Genomic DNA, 21,723 nt, shown 5'->3' on the forward strand with positions numbered 1-21,723 from the left:
AATCGGCCTTAGAGAAACCTCATGCCTGCGTTCCGTACTCTTGCTCTTGTGGTAAGCACCAGCCTGGCAGCAGGGTGCGCGGTTGGCCCGGACTACCATCGCCCGCAGGCTCCACTGGCCGAGCAATACATCGGCCGGCCAGCGATAGAGGCGCGAACCGCGACGACCACGGCAAACTTCGTGACCTGGTGGGAAGGCTTTGGCGATCCTCAATTAAGTGCCCTGGTCAGCCAGGCTCTTGTGCAGAACCTCGACATGGCCCAGGCCCAGGCACGAGTTGCTCAGGCACGCGCCGCGCTGGGTGCAGCCGATGCCGCGCTGCTACCGTCCGCCACTCTCAATGGCCAGGCGGCGCGTGCTTACCAATCGCTGGAAACGCCGCTGGGTCAGGTACTTGACGCCACTGCGGGCTATAACCGCTACGGCAATAGCTACGAGGCCAACCTTAACGCGAGCTGGGAGCTGGATCTGTTCGGCGGTCTGCGCCGTGGCCGGGAAGCGACGCTGGCCGACTATCAGGCGTCCGAAGCCGGCGTCGTGGCGACGCGACTCGCAATCGCTGCGCAAACGGCCGATATCTACACCACCCTTCGCGGCCTGCAGACTCGGCTGGCGATTGCACAGCGGCAGGTCGACACCCAGCAGGAGCTCCTTGAAAAAGTTCGCCTGCTGCATGGCCAGGGTCTTGCCGCTCAGTTCCAGGTACAGCAGACCGAAGGCCAGCTGTCGCAGGTCAAGGCCAGTGTCCCGGTACTGCAGACAGGCCTGGATGCGGCCATGAATGCGTTGGACGTGATGCTCGGCACCCCGCCCGGCACCCATCGCGCCGAGTTGTCTGGTGCAGGTGCCATTCCACGTGCGCCGCAACTGGCGTCCACTGGTTCGCCAGCAGATCTGCTGCGCCGCCGCCCCGACCTGATTGTCGCCGAACGCCGGCTGGTCGCGGCTAACGCACGTATCGGCATGGCGATCAGCGAGTACTACCCGACATTCTCCCTCAGCGCCCTGCTCGGCAGCGCCACCACTCAAGGTGGCAACCTGTTCAGCAGCGGCGCCGCACAATCGGCCGGCGTCCTCGGGTTGCGCTGGCGACTGTTCGACTTTGCCCGTATCAACGCGCAGATCGATCAGGCCAAGGGCCAGCAAGCTGAAGCGCTTGCGGCTTATCGTCAGTCGGTTCTACGCGCCAGCGAAGACGTCGAAAACGCTTTTTCGGCGCTGGTCAATCGCGAGACTCAGACAGCCACCCTCACGGCCGGCGAAACCTCCCTGAGCAGTGCCCGGCAGTCGTCCTTCGTGGCGTACCAGAACGGTGCCGCCAGCCTGATCGAGGTGCTCAATGCCGATGAAACCTTGCTGCGTGCGTCTGACGCCAAAGCTCAAGCGCAGACGGAATCGGCACGTGCTGCCATTGCCGCATTTCGAGCGCTGGGAGGGGGCTGGAGCCCGCAGCATCTGGCACTACGCTGAGTGATCAAAGAGGCTTGTATGCGTCTGTCCTCCTCCTTCAAGAACGGCAGCAAACGGCCAGGAGCTGACTTTCAGGAGTTCTCGATCAGTTTCTCTACAGTGCCCAGGTAGAAGGCTAAAAGTTCTTCTCGAGTCGACAAGGACGATGTTTCGTCCGCTTTGCAACGAAGAGTCGATGAACACAAACCAAACTGAATGACGATAACGTCCCGTTCCTGCTCACTACGATTTGGCGAGCCACCGTGCAAAGTTGCGGAGTGCAGTGCAAGGCAAGCGCCGGGCGCCACCTCAGGACAAAGCGCGGTTTCGACAGGTGTGTCGGTTCGAATGTGAGAGCCAGAAACTACCGCTGTGCCTCCATTGCGAGCAGACATGAAATGAAGCGGGATCAATAATCGCAAAGTGCGCCCGTCATGGCTGGCGAAGTATTTATTGTCAGCATCCCTATGCCACCCGATGGCGGGGCCTACCTTGCTGGGTTTGCGTGTGAGATTGCAGAAGTGAAACAGCAAATCGCTAGAAGCACATTCGAGTAGTTCGCCGACGCACGTCCAGATGGGCTCCTGGATGAGAAGCCGCGCAAAACGGGGCTCCAGTGCGAGTAGGTCGCCGATGATGAAGGGTTCGCGTTGCCAGCGATCTTGTTTAATGCCGGGATTACGCTGTGGATGTTGCTGGCTAACTTCACTAATGGTGACTCCAGCAGATATTGAAGTCGGATCACCGCCCCGATAGCGGTCGACCAGTTCGGTGACCAGTTCTCGTGCAAACGCCAGTTCTTGTTCACAAATGAGTTCAGGTATTACTAAATAGCCATCGGAAGCAAATTTCACAGTCCTTGTATTCACAGCAGGCTCCGGTCGCCAGATAGTCAATGTCATCAGATGATGCGAGCCTAGGGCCGTAAAGATGAGGCGTCCATCGTTGTCCGCTTTTGGCCTATAGCAGCCTGTCACGATTAGGGAAATGCTCATCCATAACTGCCAATCTGATTCGCGGCACTGCTGACGGTTCAAGCAGCATCGACACATTCGCACAAGACCTGCCGACACAACCCACATGCACTCTCCTCCGCGCCCAACCTGAAGGCGACCATGTCAGCACTGCGAAAGCTCAATTTGAGCATGACGAACTACTGCCGCCTGCGGTGAGCGAGAGCCCACTGGAAATTACTTGTGAGGAATGGATCTACAACGCAGCCGAGCAGCTTGTCCGTTGTAACTGTGATGTGATGTTTAAACGCCGAAGAGTTTCATCACTACAGCGCCTGGCTGCTTAAGGTCAGCAGGCAGCGCAAGGAGGCAGCATGAGTACATCCCCAGTTAAAACGCCCAGCGACGAGCAGCTCGACGATATTGAATCAAACCTGGTCATGCAGGGCTATGGCCTGCCCTTCAACGAGGTGATTGGCCAGCCGCGAGAGCGCTCAGTTGCCAGCCTGCCAAAGCGCTTGGCAACGACCATGAAGGGCCGGCGAATTGCTGTCAGGGTTCGACCGTGACTTGCGCATTTATCTGTTCTCCCACCAACAGCACATTACTCACGCGGCGCTGTGGGACGCCCATCCTCGACTATCAGGCCAATTGCCAGAGTTGCGGCCAAAAGGTCTATCCCGGAGCTGATGCAACAGTGCATCAGCGCCGCGTATCGCGCTGGAACATAGCAACCGAGGAGGCGAAATGACCTCCCATCAATTCAAGCGCCGCCGTCTGATCTGGCGTGGCGCTACAACCTCCCTCCTCGGCTGGACTGGCTGGCTGCTTCTGATAGCCCTGGCAGATCTGATCGCACCGAAGTAATCCGCAACCTTTTTTGACGCTGCGAGCATCGCGACAAGGATTCCCCATGTTGGCAAAACAGCAACTCATCACCATCGACGACATCAGCGCCGAAAATGCTCCAGCCATTTATGTATCCGGCGGCCTTGACCACTTCCTCGAAGCAGTGACATCAACCACTGCTGAAAAACTTGATCGACGCCGACTTCGATACTGCCGCCAAGACGCTTGAACCTGGCACGACACCTTTTGAGATCACTGAAAAGGTGTCGAGAAAATTCCGCAATCAACGCCTTCTGGTGATTCAGAAAGACTCTGGTGAGGAAATTATTGAGCCCCTCGCGCCTTAATCAAAGGCTCCGTTGAGCACCTCATAAATTATGCCGGAAGCAATTGCGACAAGTATTAAATCGGTTCCAGCCTGCTGCCATTCGTAGCCGTCGTAATGTGGCAGCCTGCCCAGCAACCGGCCATCCAGCTTCTTGGCAATGCCCGGAGGAAGAGGCTTCCCCCTAGCCAGGTTCTTCTGTATTCCAGGCGGCAGTGAATGGCCTGAACTCCAGTAGTCACGGTGGCCGCCGAGTACCCCCAAGATGTTGCCTCGGTCAATGTTTGGACCGTGCGCCCAATCCCCGCCGCCCGAATTTTTTCCTTTATTACCCTGATTTCCATGTCCTTGGCCGCCTTGGGAGCTGCCTTTTCCATTGCCCTGGCCCTTTCCATTTCCGGGATCGGCCAGCGCAGACACAGGGCCTGCAGCCAAAGCAAGACAGGTAATAGCCACTACGAACGAGCCAGACTTAAGCATGACCGTCTTCTCCGAAAGGGAATACCCCTTGAAATGTAGACGGTATTACCGAGTTTAGTTCCGTTTACCCCGCCCTACTTGCTGCATCCGGACACCGAGAGCGGCGCCTGAGCTACCGGCACAACTCCAGACCATGGCCATGTTCAAGGTCAACACGGGGTGCCGGGTGCAGGAGATTTGCAAGCATCAGTGGGCTTGGGAAATCGCGGTACCGGAGCGGGATACCACAGTGTTTTTGATTCCGGCCGGCTTCGGCGGACGAAGTGCAAGGTCTGCTGTAAAGAACCGGGACTAGCGCCTGGTGATTCTCAGACGGCGAAGGCGACGAAACAATGGCAGGAGAAGTATTTACGGCCGGCACACGATGGGTTCGCCCGGATCCGCATTCACGACCTGAAGCACACCTTTGGCAGAAGGCAGCGTGCAGCAGGCGTGACTGAGGAGGATGGCAAAGCATTGCTCGGCCACAAGAACGGCAGTATCACCAGTCACTACTCAGCGGCAGAGCTGGGGCAACTGATAGAAGCTGCAAATAAGGTGTCAGCCACTGACTCGCGTGGGCCGGTGCTGACGATTCTGAAGAGGAAGCAGGCGTAAAATTTGGAGAAGTCACGCAAAAGTCACGCACATGAAAAATCCCAACTCGCGAAAGTTGGGCTAAGTCATTGAATAATATGGTCGCGACGGAGTGATTCGAACACTCGACCCCTAGCACCCCATGTTCGATCTTAAAATACCCTAACCTATTGTAAATAAAAGAAAAATATAATTATTGGTGATGGCAAAATACGCTGCTATTCGTGCATAGGCAAACGGTAAACCGTGGCCTGCAGGGTAGGTTTTGCGCAGTTTCGGTACCGCCGCACCTCTCGCTTTTGATTACAGCCGTTCCCAGACATTTAACGCTGAGCTGACTGCTTTCGGCCAAGAGCAGTCACCGGCAGGAGACAGGTTAAATAGCGCATCTGCTACACATATAACTACAGAAGCCGGCAGTACCTTGAAGCCAGGCTCAATTCAGCAATGGATGTTGGCTGTTCTATAGTGATCGATGAGCAATAAAGCCAATTCCGCGCAAGTTAATTATAACGAGAAGATACTGCAGCGCCATTTTACATGCTGATATTGAATTCTGTATTGGGCCTAAGCTCAATCTGCCATAGTGGAAGTTTATCTCCTTTGTACCCTATGGGGATCTCAAGCGAAAATATTTCTGGGTCCGCTGCTGTATCTAGTGCAATGACTCGTTGTTCGTAAACCGTATGCTGTTTGTAAGCGGTGCTTACCATAGAGCTCAGATGGTCAATGATTGCAAATCCTTGCTGATGAGCATCTTCCATTTCCTCTTGGTGTTCAGGCTGATAGTCAAGTTTAACTCCCGACAACAGCTCACCTTCAAACAGTGCTTCGCCTTCTGACTCCGACCATTTGCTGAATTGAACGAGATAGAAGGCAATTTTTTTCTCGGTTTCGTCGGTAATCTCTTCTCTGTCGCAATAAAACTTTATATCGGAAATAATAAAATTTGCCTGACCATCCTCTGTGATGTATGCCTCTTTCTCGGGATCGGCAACAAAAATAACTGAGAGAGGCGGTTTTGTGCCAATCATCCTATCCCCAATAATCGACATTTCATTTTTGGCCATCGCCTCAATAAAATTAATGGTGAATTTCGTTTTATGTGCAGCGAAAGAGCTTTTGGAAAGTAGCACCCACTTATTGAATTGGGAGAAAAACACTGCAAACTTAAGTGGTGCACTATTTATTTGCGCATAATTCTCAAGCTTCTGGATGTAATCATTTTGAACAACGAAGGGGGATTTTAAATTTCGAACGTGACAGTTTTTCACTTCTACAAAAATTCGCTCCCCAGTTTTAAGTACGATTAAATAATCTGGCGCCTGAAGGTCATCATCATTAGTAAACATCGAGCCACTATCTTCTTGCTTTATAAGCTTGCACCCGCCGAGAGCTCCGGCAACATGAGCAAACATTGCTTCTACTCGTTTACCATGCAACAGCTTTTCATCTTCGAAAGACTCTTTGAGAGAGCTTTTTACGAGCCCCATGAATTCTCTCGCGTCCTCGTCCTCAGAGACTTTAAATCCATGCTCTCTACCAAGGGCAGTATAAAGGTCTATCACTTCAAACCTTCCAGGATTCCTCTTAATTCGCTTCATCGCAAAAACTCCATTTAGACGAGTGTAGCTCTTTGAGCATCACCCTAATCTTATCATTGTTCGAATCTTTCTTATAGGAAAGTCCGCAGTAGCGTGTCTTTGACTCCCAGCTAGCATGCCTACTCTTGACCAATTGCAGCCCAGCAGCGCCCTAGAACTGCCGTAGCCGCATAATCGCATCTGTAATCGCTCTTGTATTCGCATCCAGGGTTTCCATGGCCGCGACAGCGTTTTTTGCAACTATCCCTGCGCCATTTTCCGAAAGCCACTTAGTGACCTCCTCTATCGCCGCTGCTAAGGTCAGTTAACCATTCGGAGGTCTCTATTTGCGCACCAAAACACAGCCCCAGTCCCGTATCAAACCATATGGGCTTTTTTCAGACGCCAAAAACCACAAAACCCCGACTTCTCTAGGAACGTCAGGGGTTTGCGTTTACTGAATGTGACGGTGAAGGGGTGAATAGCCCCGGGTTTCGTAGACGTTCGGTGACCGCTATTGGCCGATTCTGTTGAAAAAGTCGGCCGTGTTTTCTAAAGCAGAAAAGTATGCGTCGGAGATTGAAATCCTGAATGTCCGCAGAGCCTTTCAGGCTGAGATTTCACGTAGAAGCGTGCTGAAGAGGCGCTTTCACCGATCCATCCTACGGCATTCTGAAAAAACCGACTTTTTCAACAGAATCGGCCGAAAGAGGCCGCTGGCTGGATCCGATGATGGGTCGAAACTACTGGCTTAAAAAATCATTACCAATCAATAAGTTATATTTTATTTCCGTATTACTGTAGCAAAATTAAAGCAGCCAGTGAGACTTGCTTAAAACTGCGACTTAAGCGCTCTCCCCCGATCCGTCCAATCAAAGACAGAACAAGTTCTTGTCTTTGCCTACGGCGTTTTGCTGACTGATAATTTGTCCTAGTACTCCAAATCTGACAGTGCTGTACGAGAGTCTGTTTTCGGCCCAGGCAGTGTAAAAACGTTTTTCAGTGCGACAGGCACTCAAAACCAGACTGGAAGTCGCGCTTCTACGAAAATCCACATCTGCAGATGTACCGATAAATTCCAGATTTAACGTAGAAGCGCAAACTTCAATTTTGGCGACGCGTTTTTACGCACTCTGGGCCAAAAGCGGACGCTTCGTTAGTAGCAGTTTAAGGCGACTAGAATGAAGTGATGAAGCATTTTTTATGCGGCTCGATTGCATAGCTTTCGAAAGTTGCTAGGTATTGACCGAGTACGCCTGAAAAGTAACCAGTTGATGTTCGCTAGGTTTTCATGTCACAAAATATAGAAAATTCTCAGTCAGTTAATATTAATGACAATTACCACAGCATGTCATGGCCCCTAGAGCATCTCTGATTTGCAGCGCTGTAGGCCTTAACACTAAAGGGGGCACCTTCCATTGCATCCCCCTTCTTGTCAAAGCTTCGGACTTTAATGAGTTTTACTCTAACTAGATAAAACTCCTTCAAGGTCGCTGTTCGAAAAAATTTGCATTATGACCTCCTTTATTAGCCTCTCGCCAAACTCAACGACAAACTCTTCATGCGAGTCGCTGAAGATGAACTCTCCGATTTTGTTATGAGCTATCGAACAGCGTATACGGTAAATCCAATACGCTGTTAAATTCAATATAAACTGATCGAGTGAGCCGCTTGTGTTCTGCTGTATCAACGTTAACTGCTTTGCTCTGGCGAAAGCATGATCATTACCTTGAAGAAATGTGAGGAGGTTAGCCCATTTCGTTTGATCAGAAGTTACAGGGTTTCCCTCTTTTGAGTAGTCTTGGAAAACAGCCTCCATAATTTGAATGTATGGCGTACAGTTTGTCATGATAGATAGTAGTGCTTGTGAGTCGGCAACATAATCTTTAAAAATCCCCTTTAGCGACTCAAGTTCCTTCCTTTGATAATCCTTTACAACAGAACTAAACCCTTCAATGGAATGCTTGGGTAGACTTCTGATTTTTGAAACAAAAATAACATCAAATAGAAGCTCAAGCTGATGATAGTATTTTAGGAATCGATCAAAACCATTTGCCGCTGATATTGCTCTTTCAAGGTCAGCGTTGTGACGAACTGTTGGCGTGAACATCTTTCTCGAGATTGTTATTTTTGTAATTGTTTTTTTGTATTTAGGGGATCGTGCTTTGTGAGTGAACCCCCCCCAAATCGGAGCGGACTCTAGGAAGTCCGAAGTGTATTTAGTAATAAAATCTTTATGAACAAGCAAATAGTGGCTTTTAAAAATATGTGACTGACCCAGCCCAAATTGGTCATCGTCTATATCGTGAATATATGCATTTAGTTTATGAGCGCTCAACTCGTTTACTGAATAAACATCGCCTGCCCCCCCCATTGGGCACAGCACTCCCAATAAGTTTCCGTGCTCATCATTAATATCAATATCTTCCTCTGCGTTAATTGAGCATTCTAGCTCGAATACAGGCAGGGCAATAAATCCATTAATAATAAAATGTTCTTCTGCGTTCCATTCAGGATGAAATTCACTGCCAGCATCTTCAAACAGCTGAACTATTGACTGAATGTGTTTCGAAACTCCCATAATGTTCATTGATCACTCCGCCGCAGATGGCCAGCATCTCTGGAGTTTTACTTCGCCGTCTTCGCGGAAAAACTCTTTGAATCCCGTTGCTATGAGTTTCCTTGTGGCAAAACCAACGTTTGTTTTTCTCGCATTCAATCCTGACTTGACTGTATTAAAGCTTACGATTCCCAGCGGGTCGATTATATCTGCATTTTTAGCGTCTTCGATTAATGAAGCGAGCGCGTTATCAACTCTATTCTTTTTGCCAAGGTTGATATACTGTGATACAGCCCCAAAAAAAGCCAGCATTACGTTTTCTGTACCTAGCCATGGGGCGGCGTCTTCCAGAGCATGTCGTTGAACTTGCAGATTATCATCGTCTTTTTCTGCAAATAGCTGATCAAAGTCTAGATTAGTATAGTGTTGCCAGCACAGTTGATCTAACTCATAAAATATCCGTAGATATTTTATATAGTCTTCGAATTGATCTGTAAGTTCTTGCTCGGTGGAATCGAAAGCATCTTCATCAATTAGACGCTGTGCTACTAGGTTCTCCTTGTCAGTCTCGTGTTGTGCAGTGATAAAAGCGTGATACGACGAGGCGATATTGTTTAGAGAATACTTATTCGGCTGAGTTCTTCTTTTTGTGTCTTTCTCTCTGATAATTTCGATTCCGTCAACCTTGTTGACAATGGTTTCTCGGAGCGATAGAAACAATAGCTCAACTTGGTGTCTCATGGACATTGCTTTTTGCCCTGAGTTTAGCACTATCATTCGATAGATTAACTTGCTGATTTCCGGCTCAAGCCAGAACTCCAAAAGAAGCTCTTGCTTTTCTTTGAACTGTATACCTTCTGATTTAATATCAGAAAGAATAAATGTTCTTTGAAGGCCATCGAGGATATCGACCACATCATGCCCAGATAGCAGTCTTTCCAGCACAGCATCATCATCGAAACTTTTAGTGATTTCGTCCACGAGATGATGCTTTACGGATAGAGTTATGGAAGGAAGTAAGGAACCTTCAATTATATCGTTCTTTAGTCGCTTATATGCTTTGTGAGTTTCTCTTTTGCGCTGTATAGAGAACTCTCCAAATCGCTCTCCGACGATGTCTAAATATCGCTCCGGTGATGCCTGGCAGTATATTACGTGAGAACCACTTTTTAGATCGATCGTTTTTCCGATAACTTTGAATGTCATTGGATGCTCCAAGAAAATTTTTTATGGCTTAAATTTTATGTTGTGCTGAGTGATTCGTCACCGTCGATGCCGTAAGCGAAACTTGGTGTAGGTGGTTCTAGGCATGACGTTATTGCTCGACACAGAGATCTATTCCGATGGGTGAATGGTCTCAAGTTCTCAACCCGCAAGGTGCTTGTCAACTAGGAATCTGAATCGGGCTCAGGCTGCTGATCACAGAATGTACTTAAGTCGTAGGGCTGCGGGACGCGGTCGACATATGGGTAAATACTTACAGCGACGTGGGGTAGCGATTGGCTTGACCTGCACCCGACAGCTGACCTAGGCCTTGTTAATCGACCTGCGCAGACCTAGCGAATGCCCGCTCAGCCGGTAGCCTGTGATCAGCTGGAGCAGATAAATAGCGAAATGGGCGGTGCACGGTGCGCTCGGCCAGTGAGCCGGCAGCGCCTGAGTGGGGGATAGGTCGGGACACGAGCCTGCCGCCATTCCCTGCAATAGCTTTTCTGCCACCATTTCGCTATCTTGGGAAATAAACCCAGTCACCATGGAGAAACAGCTCATGAAAATAGAGGACGCGGTAACAGGTGCACAGGTGCGATTAATCGTCGGCGGTCCTGACATGGTCGTCTCTTACCTAGATGGCAAGTGGATTAACTGTCAATGGTTCGCGGGCAAAAAGCTGGACAGTGGCCGCTTTCGCGCTGAGACCTTGGAGTTAATAAAACCGAAAGCGGAGTAGCATTGATGACTCCAGATTCCGTTGCGCTTTGGATGCTAGAAAAGATTCGTAATGAGTCATGTATCTATCAGGACGACGTCGTTGACTTTTTGGTTAAGAACAATCAGGAAGTCCTTTTGGTAGAGAATGCTGACGGGAATCAGGTTCTGGGAAGGAATGTGCTGACCTCATTTCGAAAACTCACAGATTCGACTGTTGTTTGGGTCAAGCCTGATCGCCACTGGCGATTCCGCGTAGATGAAGACGAACCAGGAAGAGATGCTCGAGGGTAGTGCCGCCCATAATTAAGTCTGGAATAGTTTTCTATTTCGGCCGAAATACCCAGCCGTTCATACGGCTAGTTTCCTATATTTTGCCGCATCTATGCCAAAGTGATGCGGTGTCCTAATTCCGCACATTCCCCACTTACCATCCTTCGAAATGAGCATGACAGATGCACCTGCTTGTTTGCGCATTTCTCGGTTGAGTCGTCGGTCCCGATTGGTCAAAAGAGGGGAAGACCATGTGCCATTCAAAACCCGCTAATGGCCGATTCTGTTGAAAAAGTCGGTCATCAAAAACTGCCTGATCATCGACCCGTGAAAATGCCTTTTTTACACGCTGCTACGTGAAATCTGCCTCTGGACACCTCAGCCGAAAGTAAAAATTTCAATGTCGGTCGCGTACTTTTCAGCTGCGGAAACCATGGCCGACTTTTTCAACAGAATTGGCCGATTGCTGACGATCAGGACGACGCTTTTAAGCCTCTACTGCTCCCCCCACTCCAGCAATTGACCGACTGAAAATCCTCCCCACCTTTACCCTACCTACCAGACACCTGCCAAAGCTGCTGCAGCTGTGTCGTATAGCTCTGACTCATCATCTCCCGCCTCATACCCCAATCGGGATTACTCGGCACACTCGCAGCACGCAGCGTCCCCCTGCCCCAGCGACCATTGATTTCATCCAGTACAGCCATCACCCGGGATGCCTCCGCTGGCTGATTCACCGCAAACAGATCGTCCGAAAACTCACCTGGCTGCCGAAGGTCCAGCAGCAAGACTTCTGCTTTGCTGTACTTAAATCCAGGCTGAAACACATGATCGAGTGCATCCACTGCAGCCTTTGTCAGCAGCCGTACATCGTCAGTGGGGTAAGGAAGCGTTACGACCACTCCCTTGGCGTATTTGGCTTCATCCGGATTGAACATGCCGGTGCGGATACTGACCCGAACCTTTTTGCAGTATGACTTCTGCGCCCTCAGTTTTTCCGACGCGCGCATCATGTAAGTGGCCACAGCCTCTTTTATAGGTGCCAGTTCAGTCAGTCGTTTGCCAAACATACGGCTGCAACAGATTTCCTGCTTTGGCGGATCCGGCTCGTCCAGTTCAAGACAAGGCGTTCCGGCCAGCTCGCGAGCAGTCTTCTCAATAACGATGCTGAATTTCTTACGCAGCGTCCACGGGTCAGCCTTGGCCAGGTCCATGGCAGTACGAATACCCATTGCTTCAAGGTGAGCGGTCATTTTCCGCCCTACTCCCCACACCTCAGACACGTCTGTATTGCGCAGCACCCAGTCGCGTTCGAAGTCCCCGCAAAGGTTCACGACCCCGCCGGTTTGGGCCTGCAATCGCTTCGCTGTATGGTTGGCGAGCTTGGCCAGGGTTTTGGTATGAGCGATCCCTACACCGACAGGGATACCAGTGCATTGAAATATGCGGCTGCGCATTTTCCGGCCCATGGATGAAACATCAGCTATGCCGGTCAGGTCAGCGAACGACTCATCAATGCTGTAGACCTCCACCGCCGGGACCATCGCTTCGATCAAGCTCATGACCCGCTCGCTCATGTCGCCATACAGCGCATAGTTCGATGAGAAGGCCACAATGCCCAACTTCTCCAGGCGATGCTTTATCTGGAAGTACGGCTCCCCCATTTTCACGTGGGGCTTGGCGTCATAGCTGCGAGCAATCACGCAACCGTCATTGTTGCTCAGTACCACGATGGGCACTTTGGCCAGATCAGGACGAAACACACGCTCACAGCTGGCATAGAAGCTGTTGCAATCGATGAGCGCGAAAACTGGATCTGGCTTAATTGCCATGGCTGCGCACTGTGTAAGTGATCACGCCCCAAATGGAAAGATCGTCGCCTTCCAACACGTGCCGGTCGGGGTATTTCGAGTTTTCAGACTGAAGAATGACGCTCTTTTCTCGCAAGCAAAGACGTTTGCAGATCGGATCGTTATTGAGCAGCGCGACAACCACATCGCCGTGGACTGGTTCAAGTGAGCGGTCGACAACGGCCACATCCCCGGAATAGATCCCGGCGCCCTGCATGCTATCGCCATCAATAGATACCAGGTAAACGTTCGGAGCTCGGATATTCAGCAGTTGGTCTAACGAGATTTCCTTCTCGAGATGGTCTGCAGCTGGCGACGGAAATCCGGCTGGGACCTTGAAAGAACCAAGAGGCAGGCGAATGCCTCCTTCAGCAATTGGACCCAGAGAAGTGAAGCTCATGACGCACGCCTTAAGTTGACTGTATGTACATACAGTTAACTGCGGCGCGTGATTTTGGTCAATTTGTCTGTAGGGATTTTCGACGAGAGGAACATCCCGAGCACTTGGAGCTACGCTCTGCGAAGGTTCTCTTTGCGAGCGGTCACCACCATGTGCGGACGATTTGTACAGCATCAGGGCATTTCTGATTATCTAGAGGTGTTGGCACCTGACCGGATCGTCGTGAGCGGGTACGACAATCAGCCCATAGGTCGTTACAACGTCGCTCCTGGCACGCGCGTCAGTATTCTTCACAGCGTAGATGAGGGACTACGGATTGATTCCGTCCACTGGGGCTGGGCGCCGTTCTGGGCCAAGGGCAAACGCCCTGACCCGATCAACGCTAGAGTGGAAACAGTCACAACCGGGAAGTTTTTCAAGCAACTCTGGCCCAAAGGCCGCGCCCTGGTCATGGCTGACGGATGGTATGAGTGGGTCAAGGATCCGGATGATCCTAAGAAGAAACAGCCCTACTTCATTCGCCTGAAAACTCAAGCTCCGATGTTCTTCGCGGCGTTGGCCGAGGTTCACACTGGGCTGGAGCCTCATGAAGGGGATGGGTTTGTGATTATCACTGCTGCCAGTGATCAAGGGATGGTCGATATTCATGATCGACGGCCGGTGGTGTTCTCACCCGAGCATGCGCGAGAGTGGATGGGCAGCAACCTCGATCGGAAAGTCGCGGAAGAGTTGGCATTGAGCTGTTGCCAGCCAACTGAGGACTTTGAGTGGTACCCGGTTGGAAACGCTGTGGGCAATGTGAAAAACCAAGGGCCCGAGCTGGTCAGGCCCCTGCAGTCATAAACACGAAAAATTACAGTGGAAGTTGTACTCCCCAGTGCTAATGCAGTGTCTTCGATCCATCTGTAATCGCTCGGGGATGATAGTCGGTAACCGCCTGGTAGAGCGAGTCAGCCAACAAGCGGAGTCGCTCTATCTCTAATGGAGGTTTGCCTGCTGCTTCGGCCTCTCGATGGTGACGCATGGCTTCGATAGCCTGCAGGAGCAACGGTTCTCCTGCTTCGATCATTCCCAGTATTGTCTGTTTCATTTATGTCTACCTGTGCACTTGTAATATTACGTTATTCATGACCCATCTCACGTTGGTGTACCTCTTCAAATGCGACGAAGTGCAACAGAGTTTCAGCGGTTATCGAGTTAAATGCGGATTAGCCCAGACTGATTGATGTGTTCCAGCTACCGCTTACGCACTATTTCCTGCCCCCCCTCCGACACTGACAACGAAATGAATCCAGCTTGGCTCCTCCGAGACTATCAGGAGATGGCTTTTTGTCTTACCTTAGCCACCACGCGATTTTCGGATACTCCAGGACCTTTAACACCCGGTCTTCCCGTCCGAGGTCACTCATTTTTTTAGCTTAAATCCTGTACCCCAGTCCTTCCGCTTATCTGCTAAACCAAGGATAAAAAATGATTCGTACCATCATCGACAAAACGGCAGAACAGTTAACGACAGCCTGGAGACACAACACGGTTATCGATTGGTATAACGAAAATTCAGCCCCGAATGAAATGAACATTCTCGCTCGGTTTGCAAATGCAGCAGCAGAGACCTGGAAAGAAGCCACGGCCTTTTATGAGGTCATGATCGACAATGGCCGAATTGATTTATTGATCATTTCGCCAGAAGGTATTTTGCTTGTAGAAGGAAAAACCACATTCCACTCTAATACAACATATTTAATAAAATCTCTAAACAGTCAAGTTGAGCGGGTACATGGCACCAACGGAGGAATGCGTCGCCTGATTGATAGCAAGATACCGGCATACTGCCGTGAGCGCTGGAATTTAGAAACGCCACCACCCATGTATGTAGTTACGCTTTCTTGGTGTAACTCCAGAGGGCTTAAAGCCTGGGAGTCATCTGACAAATGGAGCGAGTCGATATCTGGTTTCACCTCTGGACACACGCCATTTATTTTCAGTGAATACGAGCACTATTTACTTTTCAAATACAAAAAAACAAGCGGAATTGCGTGGCTTGAAAACGATACCCTGCCAGCAAATGACAGCCTTCAATTCATCGCCGAGACCTCTTTGACGTAAGCCTGGCAGGCCTGCAGCGCGATCAGTCCTTGATCGCCATCGCCGGTGATTCCGATAATTCGTTGAGCATGCGCTGGGTCAAGTTGGGCTCTATGGGCTCCATGAACCACGCTGCCGGCGCCGGTGGTGGCTTGCACTCCGTCACGACCAACTGAGGCGTTGGCGTCGAATAGGACTGACAGCCGCAAGTCAGCAGTAGCAAGACGATCACGCAAGCGTGCTTGTTTGGTTTGTTCATTGCTCAGGACTCGGTAATGGGCTCGATCGCTTGCTGCCAGCCATTGCTCCAGGGCAATGCGTTTGTCCTGCTCCGCCAGAATCAACGCGGAATTGTTATTGGCCAGGTTCGTGAGCACGGTCTGGTGTGCAGTTTCCTGCGAGGCCAACTTCTGGCCATAGGCATTGGCTTGCCACTCCCAAGCAACCCAGGCACTGGCAGCCATGAGGCCGAACATCAACAGCAGCGCCCCGCCCCACTTCATCTCATCGATCTTCACACCAACACCTCCAGCGCCCGGGCATACAGCGCCTGCCGATCGGCTGCGCCGTTCTGGCCACCGTTGATACGCTGGGTGATCCTGTCGAACTGCCCCGCGTCGGCCAGTGTATTGAGTCCTCTGGAAGCCCAGAACCACGCTGCTGACATGCAGGCATACTGCGGCTTCTCCAACAGCTCCGGTTGCTTGATCAGGTCCAGTGCCAGTGCCTCGCTGCAAATCATGTAATTGGCCCGGCCGGTGATCTGAATCAGGCCACGGCCGCGATACTTCGAACCATCACCCGCCTGGTTGTTGCCCAGATCCGCCCGCCCCTCGTAGCGGGCCTGTGCTTTGGTTGGGCCCCAGATCTCTTTCACATACCTGAGCTGGCCTGACTCGTGGCCAATCTGGGCGATGAAGGCTGCGATGCGCTTTGGGCCGACGATCTGGTACCGCACCATTGCGGTGTTTAACAGGGGTGTATAAACGCCGGCAACTGGGCCGGCGTTCTGGAGGATCTGCAGCAGTTGTTGCCGGGTAATGGTCATGGTTATGTCCTGACGAAAAAGCCCGCATAAGGCAGGCTGGATACGAGCAATCGTGGGTTACAGTTCGATGACCTGCAGGGGGCCTTTTGCCGTCTTGCTTTTGCCTTTGGCCTTGGCTTTCCCTTGCTTGCCGGCATTGCATTCGACGGTGGTGCTCCAGCCGCTTTGGGTGAAGACCTGCTCGACCGAATCCACCAGGTACTCGCCGTCGAGCCCGGGCTTGAAGCCTTGGGTGTTGATCATGCGTTCGGCAAACAGGTCGGTACGCCCGGGCATTTCCAGGCGTACTGCAGCCGTGGAGCGATTGAAGGCTGACAGCCGGGCCTTGGCCGCCTGTTCGGCTGCGGATTTGTTCGGGTAGATATGTCGATCGGTATGCACTGGCGGCAGGCCGTCCGGGGCTTCGTCGTTGTCCAGGGAGATGATGGCCAACTTGCCGGTTTTCTTGTCCTGGTGCTTGGTGCTGATCGCTTTGTGGGTAGTGCGATCCGCGAGGCGAAATTGCCAGCGGCTGACGTCGCTGCGAGTCAGGGTGATTGCACCCAGTACCTTACCGCTTGCGCTCTGGCCGGCTTGGCGCTGCAGTACCAGTAACTTGCCGTCCGCGACTTTGGCGGTGCAGTCGTATTGCCTGGCCAGCCGGGTGATGAAGTTGAAGTCGGACTCGCTGAGCTGGTCAGCCCGGGGCACTGTGGTGGTCACCGGACATATTGGGGACCAGCCGTTACGCGCGGCCACGTCGCTGACGATGCTGGCCAGGCTGACGCTCTCCCAACTGCCGCTGCGGGTAGATTTGCCACTGCCGCGCATGTCGCTGGCCTTGCCCCGGATTACCAGCGTGTCCGGAGGGCCGGAAAGCTCGACCTCGTCCACGGTGTAACGTCCGAGGCGGGTTAACGCCGCTCCGCTGTAGCCAAGAAAGACCTCGATACTGGCGCCGCGACTTGGCAGAGATACCGCGCTGTCGCGGTCATCGATGCGCAACTCAAACTCGTCAGACTCCATCCCGGGTTTGTCCGTGGTGCGCAGTAATAACAGGCGGTCATTGATCAGTTCAGTAATGTCGGCACCGTCGGCGACGATTCGAAAAGTCGGGGTCATGGTCAAGTTCCGGACAAGAAAATGCCCGCTCGAGGGCGGGCTTAAAAATTGAGCGTTACAGGCCTCGCAAGGCGTTTAACCCCAGAGCATCACCACCTCATCACTCGGCGCCGGCAGATCCGGCAGGTGAATCAACAACCCCGCCCGAAACGGCTGCAGCTCATCGGCCAGCCCCTGATTGGCATCGAGCACGGCTTCTACAGTGCCGTTGAGGTGGCCGTAATAGTTCTGGCAGATCGTGTCGAGCACGTCGCCGCTAGCGGTTCTGCAGGTCGTCGCCATAGCGGACAAACTCCAAGGTAAAGCCCTGTTTACGCGGGATACCGCCCTGCAGGAAGGCGCTCTGTTCTTCTTCGATGTTTTTCAGGCACCAGTTGCCCAGGACTTCGCCGTAGCCGGTGGTCAGTCCCAACGGCTGCAGCTGGCCGCCGATGCTACGCAGGGTGTCCAGTTGTTTGATCCCGCCTTTGAAGCCCGGGTAGATCGAGCCTTTGAGGGTAATGCGTTCCGCGCCCATGCCAACTGCCTGCTGTGCCGGGCGCCGTGTGAGGCGCTCTTGCGCAGCCCAGCGAAACTCGCTGGAGCGGGTCAGTTCTTCAAACGCTGCAGTGTCCAGGTTGAAGTAGTACGGCTTCGACTCCGGTTGCAGAGGCTGGATAATCAGCAGGTGCGGAAATGGCTTCACGGCCTCTACGGCCGGGGTCAGGTCGGTGCCAAAGGCTTCGGTCGGGATGATGTTGGCCAGCGACGGGCTGATGTTGCCGGCGATGTTGTTGATCGCCGTGGCCGCCCTGCCCGCCTGTTCTTTGAGGACGCCAAGGCGTTCGTCGATTTGCGACACCGCGCGGGAGGCCTGGTTGTAGGTGGCCACCACGCTGCCGACCCGGGATTGGGCGGCGTTGATCCCACGCATCAGGCGCTGCACCTTGGCTCCCACCTCAGGCCCCATAAACGGCAGGTCACCCAGTTCGTTGGCGGCGCCGGTAATTTCGCTGATGGCGCCATTCACCGGGCCGAGCATTCCGTCCAGGCTGCGACGTCCGGTTTCGCCGGCGGCAGCCAGGTAGCTCAACCCTGACTGCAGCTGTTCCATGTAGGCCAAGTTTGCTCCTTACCCCACATGCGGGGCGTCATAGAGGTTGCGGTTGGACATCTGCTGGCCGATTTGCTCCATGTGCCGCTGCAGGTGTGGCTGGAGTTCCCGGGCCAATGCGGCAGGGTCTTTGACATCGCCTTTGACGGTCACTTGCAGCGGCGCCGCGATGTCGATTTTTTGCTGGATCTTCGGCGGTTCGACCTTGAGCACCGGTTCGATTTTCGGCGGCATGGCCAGCGGCCCCGACGGGGTGGTGCTCGAGAACGAGCGCACCACGTCGCCCATGTTGATGGCCCCGGGCAGACCTCGGGTCAGGCGCGGATCAAATGGCATCGGGGCAAGTGCTGGTATCGACGGTTTTTTGTCGTCGGAACCAAACCACGATTTACCCAGTTTTGCGCCGATGGACTCACCGCCCATGCTGCCGAGAATGCCGCCGACAACCCCGCCGATCGCGGTCCCCAACACCGGCACCACCGAGCCGATGGCAGCACCTGCCGCCGCGCCGGCCAAGGCGCCTGCCATATTGCCCGCTGCAGCACCGTAGCCTTCGGCCTTGGCTTCCTGGCTGTCGTCACTCTGGTAGGTGTCCAGAAGACGCATGCCGCCTGCCAGCAAGGCTGAGCCCGGGATCACTTTGCCGGCTTTGCCAACCAGACTCATTGCCCGTGCTGCGCGACTGGCCGGTACCGGTGGAACAGGCGGCCGTGGAGGGTTGGGTGGACGCGGTCCACCACCTGCACGGCGCCTGCGGTTGCCCGCGCGACTGCGCCGACTACCACGCCGGCCGGCACTTCCGCCGTAACCGCCTATGGCCGCGGCGTTGACCACAAACACTTTTTGCGGCCCCGAGTCTTCGCCGTCGCTGTCACCCGCGCTGGCTTCGCGGAACACATCCAGCACCTTGAGTCCGACATCGATGGGGTTTAAGCCCTTGCTCTCACCCTCCTCAGCTTCAGCATCCTTTTTGCCACCCAGGGCCTTGAGGCCGATTTCAGCCAGGGCCAGCACTTTCGAGCCTTTGCTGTCGGGCTTGCTGTCGTCACCGTCTTCAGCGTTGGTGACAAATACTTTCTGCACCTCGTTGCGGTCTCGACCACCCAGGGCGCCACGGGCGATGTTGATCAGACCCTTGCCCATCTTGAAGGCACTGAAGGCGCTGGCCACCAGCCCGATCGCACCGACTGCCAGGGTGGTGCCGCTGATTACCTTGGGAAACTCCCCGGCCAGTCCGGCAATGCTGTTACCGATTGTGGTCAGGCCGTCCGCCGCCATGTCCGTCAGCGGCCGCAGAGCGTCGCCGATGCGGGTCATCGAGGCTTCCATGCTCGCCGCCGCCGAGCCCCACTTGGCTGCCGAGGTTGCCCGGGCCGAGGCGGCATCCGCTTCGATCTTGGCCTGGCCGTCGGTGTCCTTGATGTCGGCCATGTCCTGCTTGATCTTGCTGCCGTATTTGATCTGCGCGAGCAGGCCGGCACTGGCGCTTTTGTCGCTGACAATGGTCGACAGCCCCGCCGCTTCGATCAGCGACAGCATGGCTTGCTGTTCTTCGACGCTGCCGTCTTTAGAGGCTTGAATCTTGGCCTTGAGCGCTTCGACGCGCTTGGCTTTTTCCGGGTCTTTTTTGGCGATCAGTTTTTCACTGAGCAGGATAAAGGCTTCGACCGGGTTGGCGGCTTTACCGCTTTGGGTCGCGGCCAGGATCGATGCACTGAGGTCATAACCGGCCGCGGCGAAACGCTTCTGACTGGTGCTGCTGATCACCGCATTCAGCAGGTTGTCCATGTTGGTGGCCGCTGCCGCCGCGTCCTGGGTCTGCGAGAACTGCGCCTGCAGGCTGGCCCCGAGAAAACGCACCGCCTCCGGACCTTCCATGCCCAGCCGTTTGATGGTGCCCAGCAGGCTGGGCATGTACCTGGCCATGTCCTTGGGGCCAAAGGCGCCGATGTCACCGGCCGCCGCGACCTGACCCAGCATCGCGCCCATGTCCTGCTTGGCGACACCGGCCTCTTTGAAGGCGCTGAACAGCGTGGCAATGGTGGACGCTTCCATGCCCTGCCCGTCGACCAGGTCCGCAATCAGCGGCGCGTAGTCCACCGACTCTTCCCAACTAATGCCCTTTTCAATCAGGCCGCTGACGGCGCTGGCCAGCAGCTTCTGGCTCATGCCTTTGTGCTTGGCGACCTCGGTGATTTTGTCGGCCATCTGCCGTTCGGCATCGGTGCCGGCGGTGTGGGCCCAAATCGCCATTTGCCGGATTTGAGCCTGGTAGTCCGCCGAGATTTTGGTCGGTACCGCCACCGCCGCGATGCCGATCGCAGCCTTGCCCAAGGTGCTTTTGAGCCCGGCCCGGCCTTCGTTGAACTGGCTATGGCCTTTGGCTTGTAGGTCGGCACTGCGAGCGGTACGGCCCAATGCCTGATAGGCCCGATCCAGCCGCCCGACTTCAACCCCCTGTTTGCGCAGGTTGTCGAGGTTGGAGTTAAGCCGGGTCAGTAGTGTCGCAGCACCGGCGGCGCCGCTGTCGTGGGCCTTCTTCCATTCGTTGCGCAGGCGGATGGTGTCGCCGATGGTGCGTTGCAATACCCGGGCTTTGGCGCCGGTTGCTTCGAGTTTCTTGATCCGCCCTTCAACGTTTTTGAAAGCGCTGCCCACGGTTGCGCTGACGGCCCCGCCAATAACCAGGCCGAGCGCGAGTTTGTTCGCCATGTGTTCGCCCTACCCTGTAATTGCGCGGCAGGTGGCTCAATCCGTAAGCCACCAGACCATTTCCGAAAACGGCATGGCCATGATCTCGGCGGCAGAGAAGCTGGTCTCTGCCGCCAGGCGTTTGGCCAGGTATTTCAGGACTTCGGGGTTACAGTTGGTCTTCGCTGACCAGACGAAAATAGCCTTCTTGCACGCGCTGGTAGTCCAGCAGTTTCAGGCACTCCAGATCCTTGATCCCGACCTCGGCGAGGCTGGCAAACAGCGACATCTCCCGTTGCTCCGCATCGTTTCCGGAGATGGCCTGAGCCGCTCGCACATCGCGCACGGTCGGGGCGCGCAGGGTCAGTTTGTCGGCTTTGATGCCATTGAGCTCGGTGGGGTAACGCAAGGTCACGGTGACGCCATCGTCAGTCAGGGCCAGCCAGGCCGGGATTTTGTTTGCAGTTGCAGTGGTCATACG

Annotated in this window: 22 protein-coding genes and 1 pseudogene; 8 read left to right on the forward strand and 15 right to left on the reverse strand. The window is 53.7% G+C overall.

What is annotated here, in order from left to right:
• The first annotated feature begins 21 nt into the window (after positions 1-21).
• On the forward strand, positions 22-1,470 hold the full coding sequence (locus tag FEZ21_RS17305) for an efflux transporter outer membrane subunit (RefSeq protein ID WP_160627970.1): 1,449 nt from the start codon (positions 22-24) through the stop codon (positions 1,468-1,470).
• A gap of 71 nt (positions 1,471-1,541) precedes the next feature.
• Here the strand turns inward: FEZ21_RS17305 and FEZ21_RS17310 are convergent, their stop codons facing one another.
• Positions 1,542-2,444, reverse strand: a complete 903-nt coding sequence (locus FEZ21_RS17310; protein WP_160627972.1) for a phytanoyl-CoA dioxygenase family protein — start codon at positions 2,442-2,444, stop codon at positions 1,542-1,544.
• Positions 2,445-2,776: 332 nt separating this feature from the next.
• On the opposite strand from FEZ21_RS17310, the gene FEZ21_RS17315 reads away from it, so the two are divergent.
• Together FEZ21_RS17315 and FEZ21_RS17320 are read left to right on the forward strand one after the other, a co-directional pair.
• A complete protein-coding gene (locus FEZ21_RS17315) occupies positions 2,777-2,971 on the forward strand; it encodes a hypothetical protein (protein ID WP_160627974.1) in 195 nt (64 codons plus the stop codon).
• Positions 2,972-3,315: 344 nt separating this feature from the next.
• Positions 3,316-3,480 (forward strand): hypothetical protein, encoded by a 165-nt coding sequence (locus tag FEZ21_RS17320; RefSeq protein ID WP_160627976.1) that lies wholly within the window; start codon positions 3,316-3,318, stop codon positions 3,478-3,480.
• A 114-nt stretch (positions 3,481-3,594) separates the two neighbouring features.
• Here the strand turns inward: FEZ21_RS17320 and FEZ21_RS17325 are convergent, their stop codons facing one another.
• On the reverse strand, positions 3,595-4,056 hold the full coding sequence (locus FEZ21_RS17325) for an anti-virulence regulator CigR family protein (RefSeq protein ID WP_160627978.1): 462 nt from the start codon (positions 4,054-4,056) through the stop codon (positions 3,595-3,597).
• A gap of 109 nt (positions 4,057-4,165) precedes the next feature.
• Here FEZ21_RS17325 and FEZ21_RS22680 point away from each other — a divergent pair.
• Positions 4,166-4,653, forward strand: a pseudogene (locus FEZ21_RS22680) (site-specific integrase); the annotation flags it as partial.
• Between the two features lie 515 nt (positions 4,654-5,168).
• Here the strand turns inward: FEZ21_RS22680 and FEZ21_RS17335 are convergent.
• The 3 genes from FEZ21_RS17335 to FEZ21_RS17345 all read right to left on the reverse strand — a co-directional run bounded on the left by FEZ21_RS17335 (position 5,169) and on the right by FEZ21_RS17345 (position 9,981).
• Positions 5,169-6,236 (reverse strand): hypothetical protein, encoded by a 1,068-nt coding sequence (locus FEZ21_RS17335; RefSeq protein WP_160627980.1) that lies wholly within the window; start codon positions 6,234-6,236, stop codon positions 5,169-5,171.
• 1,444 nt (positions 6,237-7,680) lie between these two features.
• Complete coding sequence (locus FEZ21_RS17340; RefSeq protein WP_160627981.1) at positions 7,681-8,805, reverse strand: hypothetical protein; 1,125 nt, start codon at positions 8,803-8,805, stop codon at positions 7,681-7,683.
• Positions 8,806-8,808: 3 nt separating this feature from the next.
• Positions 8,809-9,981, reverse strand: coding sequence for a hypothetical protein (locus FEZ21_RS17345; RefSeq protein WP_160627982.1), 1,173 nt, complete (start codon positions 9,979-9,981; stop codon positions 8,809-8,811).
• 562 nt (positions 9,982-10,543) lie between these two features.
• Between FEZ21_RS17345 and FEZ21_RS17350 the strand changes: the two genes are divergently transcribed.
• Positions 10,544-10,723 carry a DUF2158 domain-containing protein gene (locus FEZ21_RS17350; protein WP_160627983.1) on the forward strand — a complete coding sequence of 60 codons (180 nt, stop codon included), beginning with the start codon at positions 10,544-10,546 and terminating at the stop codon, positions 10,721-10,723.
• 5 nt (positions 10,724-10,728) lie between these two features.
• Positions 10,729-10,995: a hypothetical protein gene (locus FEZ21_RS22880; RefSeq protein WP_373683737.1), complete on the forward strand. Its 267-nt coding sequence runs from the start codon at positions 10,729-10,731 to the stop codon at positions 10,993-10,995.
• A gap of 530 nt (positions 10,996-11,525) precedes the next feature.
• Here FEZ21_RS22880 and umuC read toward each other — a convergent pair.
• Positions 11,526-12,806, reverse strand: a complete 1,281-nt coding sequence (umuC, locus tag FEZ21_RS17355; RefSeq protein WP_160627984.1) for a translesion error-prone DNA polymerase V subunit UmuC — start codon at positions 12,804-12,806, stop codon at positions 11,526-11,528.
• The gene (locus tag FEZ21_RS17360; protein WP_010657081.1) at positions 12,796-13,224 is read right to left on the reverse strand and encodes a LexA family transcriptional regulator; all 429 of its coding nucleotides are present in this window, start codon (positions 13,222-13,224) and stop codon (positions 12,796-12,798) included. The genes umuC and FEZ21_RS17360 overlap by 11 nt, the downstream gene beginning before the upstream one ends.
• Before the next feature lie 150 nt (positions 13,225-13,374).
• Here FEZ21_RS17360 and FEZ21_RS17365 point away from each other — a divergent pair, with 150 nt between their 5' ends.
• On the forward strand, positions 13,375-14,067 hold the full coding sequence (locus FEZ21_RS17365) for an SOS response-associated peptidase family protein (protein WP_160628184.1): 693 nt from the start codon (positions 13,375-13,377) through the stop codon (positions 14,065-14,067).
• A gap of 37 nt (positions 14,068-14,104) precedes the next feature.
• Here FEZ21_RS17365 and FEZ21_RS22685 read toward each other — a convergent pair whose 3' ends face one another.
• On the reverse strand, positions 14,105-14,314 hold the full coding sequence (locus FEZ21_RS22685; RefSeq protein ID WP_238839967.1) for a hypothetical protein: 210 nt from the start codon (positions 14,312-14,314) through the stop codon (positions 14,105-14,107).
• A gap of 380 nt (positions 14,315-14,694) precedes the next feature.
• Between FEZ21_RS22685 and FEZ21_RS17370 the strand changes: the two genes are divergently transcribed.
• Positions 14,695-15,330, forward strand: a complete 636-nt coding sequence (locus tag FEZ21_RS17370; RefSeq protein WP_160627985.1) for a hypothetical protein — start codon at positions 14,695-14,697, stop codon at positions 15,328-15,330.
• Here FEZ21_RS17370 and FEZ21_RS17375 read toward each other — a convergent pair.
• The 7 genes from FEZ21_RS17375 to FEZ21_RS17405 all read right to left on the reverse strand — a co-directional run bounded on the left by FEZ21_RS17375 (position 15,300) and on the right by FEZ21_RS17405 (position 21,720).
• Complete coding sequence (locus FEZ21_RS17375; RefSeq protein WP_373683738.1) at positions 15,300-15,827, reverse strand: lysis protein; 528 nt, start codon at positions 15,825-15,827, stop codon at positions 15,300-15,302. The genes FEZ21_RS17370 and FEZ21_RS17375 overlap by 31 nt on opposite strands.
• A complete protein-coding gene (locus tag FEZ21_RS17380) occupies positions 15,824-16,357 on the reverse strand; it encodes a glycoside hydrolase family 19 protein (protein WP_160627986.1) in 534 nt (177 codons plus the stop codon). The genes FEZ21_RS17375 and FEZ21_RS17380 overlap by 4 nt, the downstream gene beginning before the upstream one ends.
• Before the next feature lie 57 nt (positions 16,358-16,414).
• Positions 16,415-17,458 (reverse strand): phage late control D family protein, encoded by a 1,044-nt coding sequence (locus FEZ21_RS17385; protein WP_160627987.1) that lies wholly within the window; start codon positions 17,456-17,458, stop codon positions 16,415-16,417.
• 75 nt (positions 17,459-17,533) lie between these two features.
• A complete protein-coding gene (locus FEZ21_RS17390; protein WP_160627988.1) occupies positions 17,534-17,740 on the reverse strand; it encodes a tail protein X in 207 nt (68 codons plus the stop codon).
• The gene (locus FEZ21_RS17395) at positions 17,715-18,560 is read right to left on the reverse strand and encodes a phage tail protein (protein ID WP_160627989.1); all 846 of its coding nucleotides are present in this window, start codon (positions 18,558-18,560) and stop codon (positions 17,715-17,717) included. Before FEZ21_RS17395 ends, FEZ21_RS17390 begins: the two co-directional genes overlap by 26 nt.
• 9 nt (positions 18,561-18,569) lie before the next feature.
• Positions 18,570-21,263 carry a phage tail tape measure protein gene (locus FEZ21_RS17400; protein WP_160627990.1) on the reverse strand — a complete coding sequence of 898 codons (2,694 nt, stop codon included), beginning with the start codon at positions 21,261-21,263 and terminating at the stop codon, positions 18,570-18,572.
• A gap of 148 nt (positions 21,264-21,411) precedes the next feature.
• A complete protein-coding gene (locus FEZ21_RS17405) occupies positions 21,412-21,720 on the reverse strand; it encodes a phage tail assembly protein (protein WP_160627992.1) in 309 nt (102 codons plus the stop codon).
• Positions 21,721-21,723 lie beyond the last annotated feature (3 nt).

It is taken from the genome of Pseudomonas sp. 9.1(2019), from assembly GCF_009910445.1.
GTDB lineage: Bacteria > Pseudomonadota > Gammaproteobacteria > Pseudomonadales > Pseudomonadaceae > Aquipseudomonas > Aquipseudomonas paraversuta.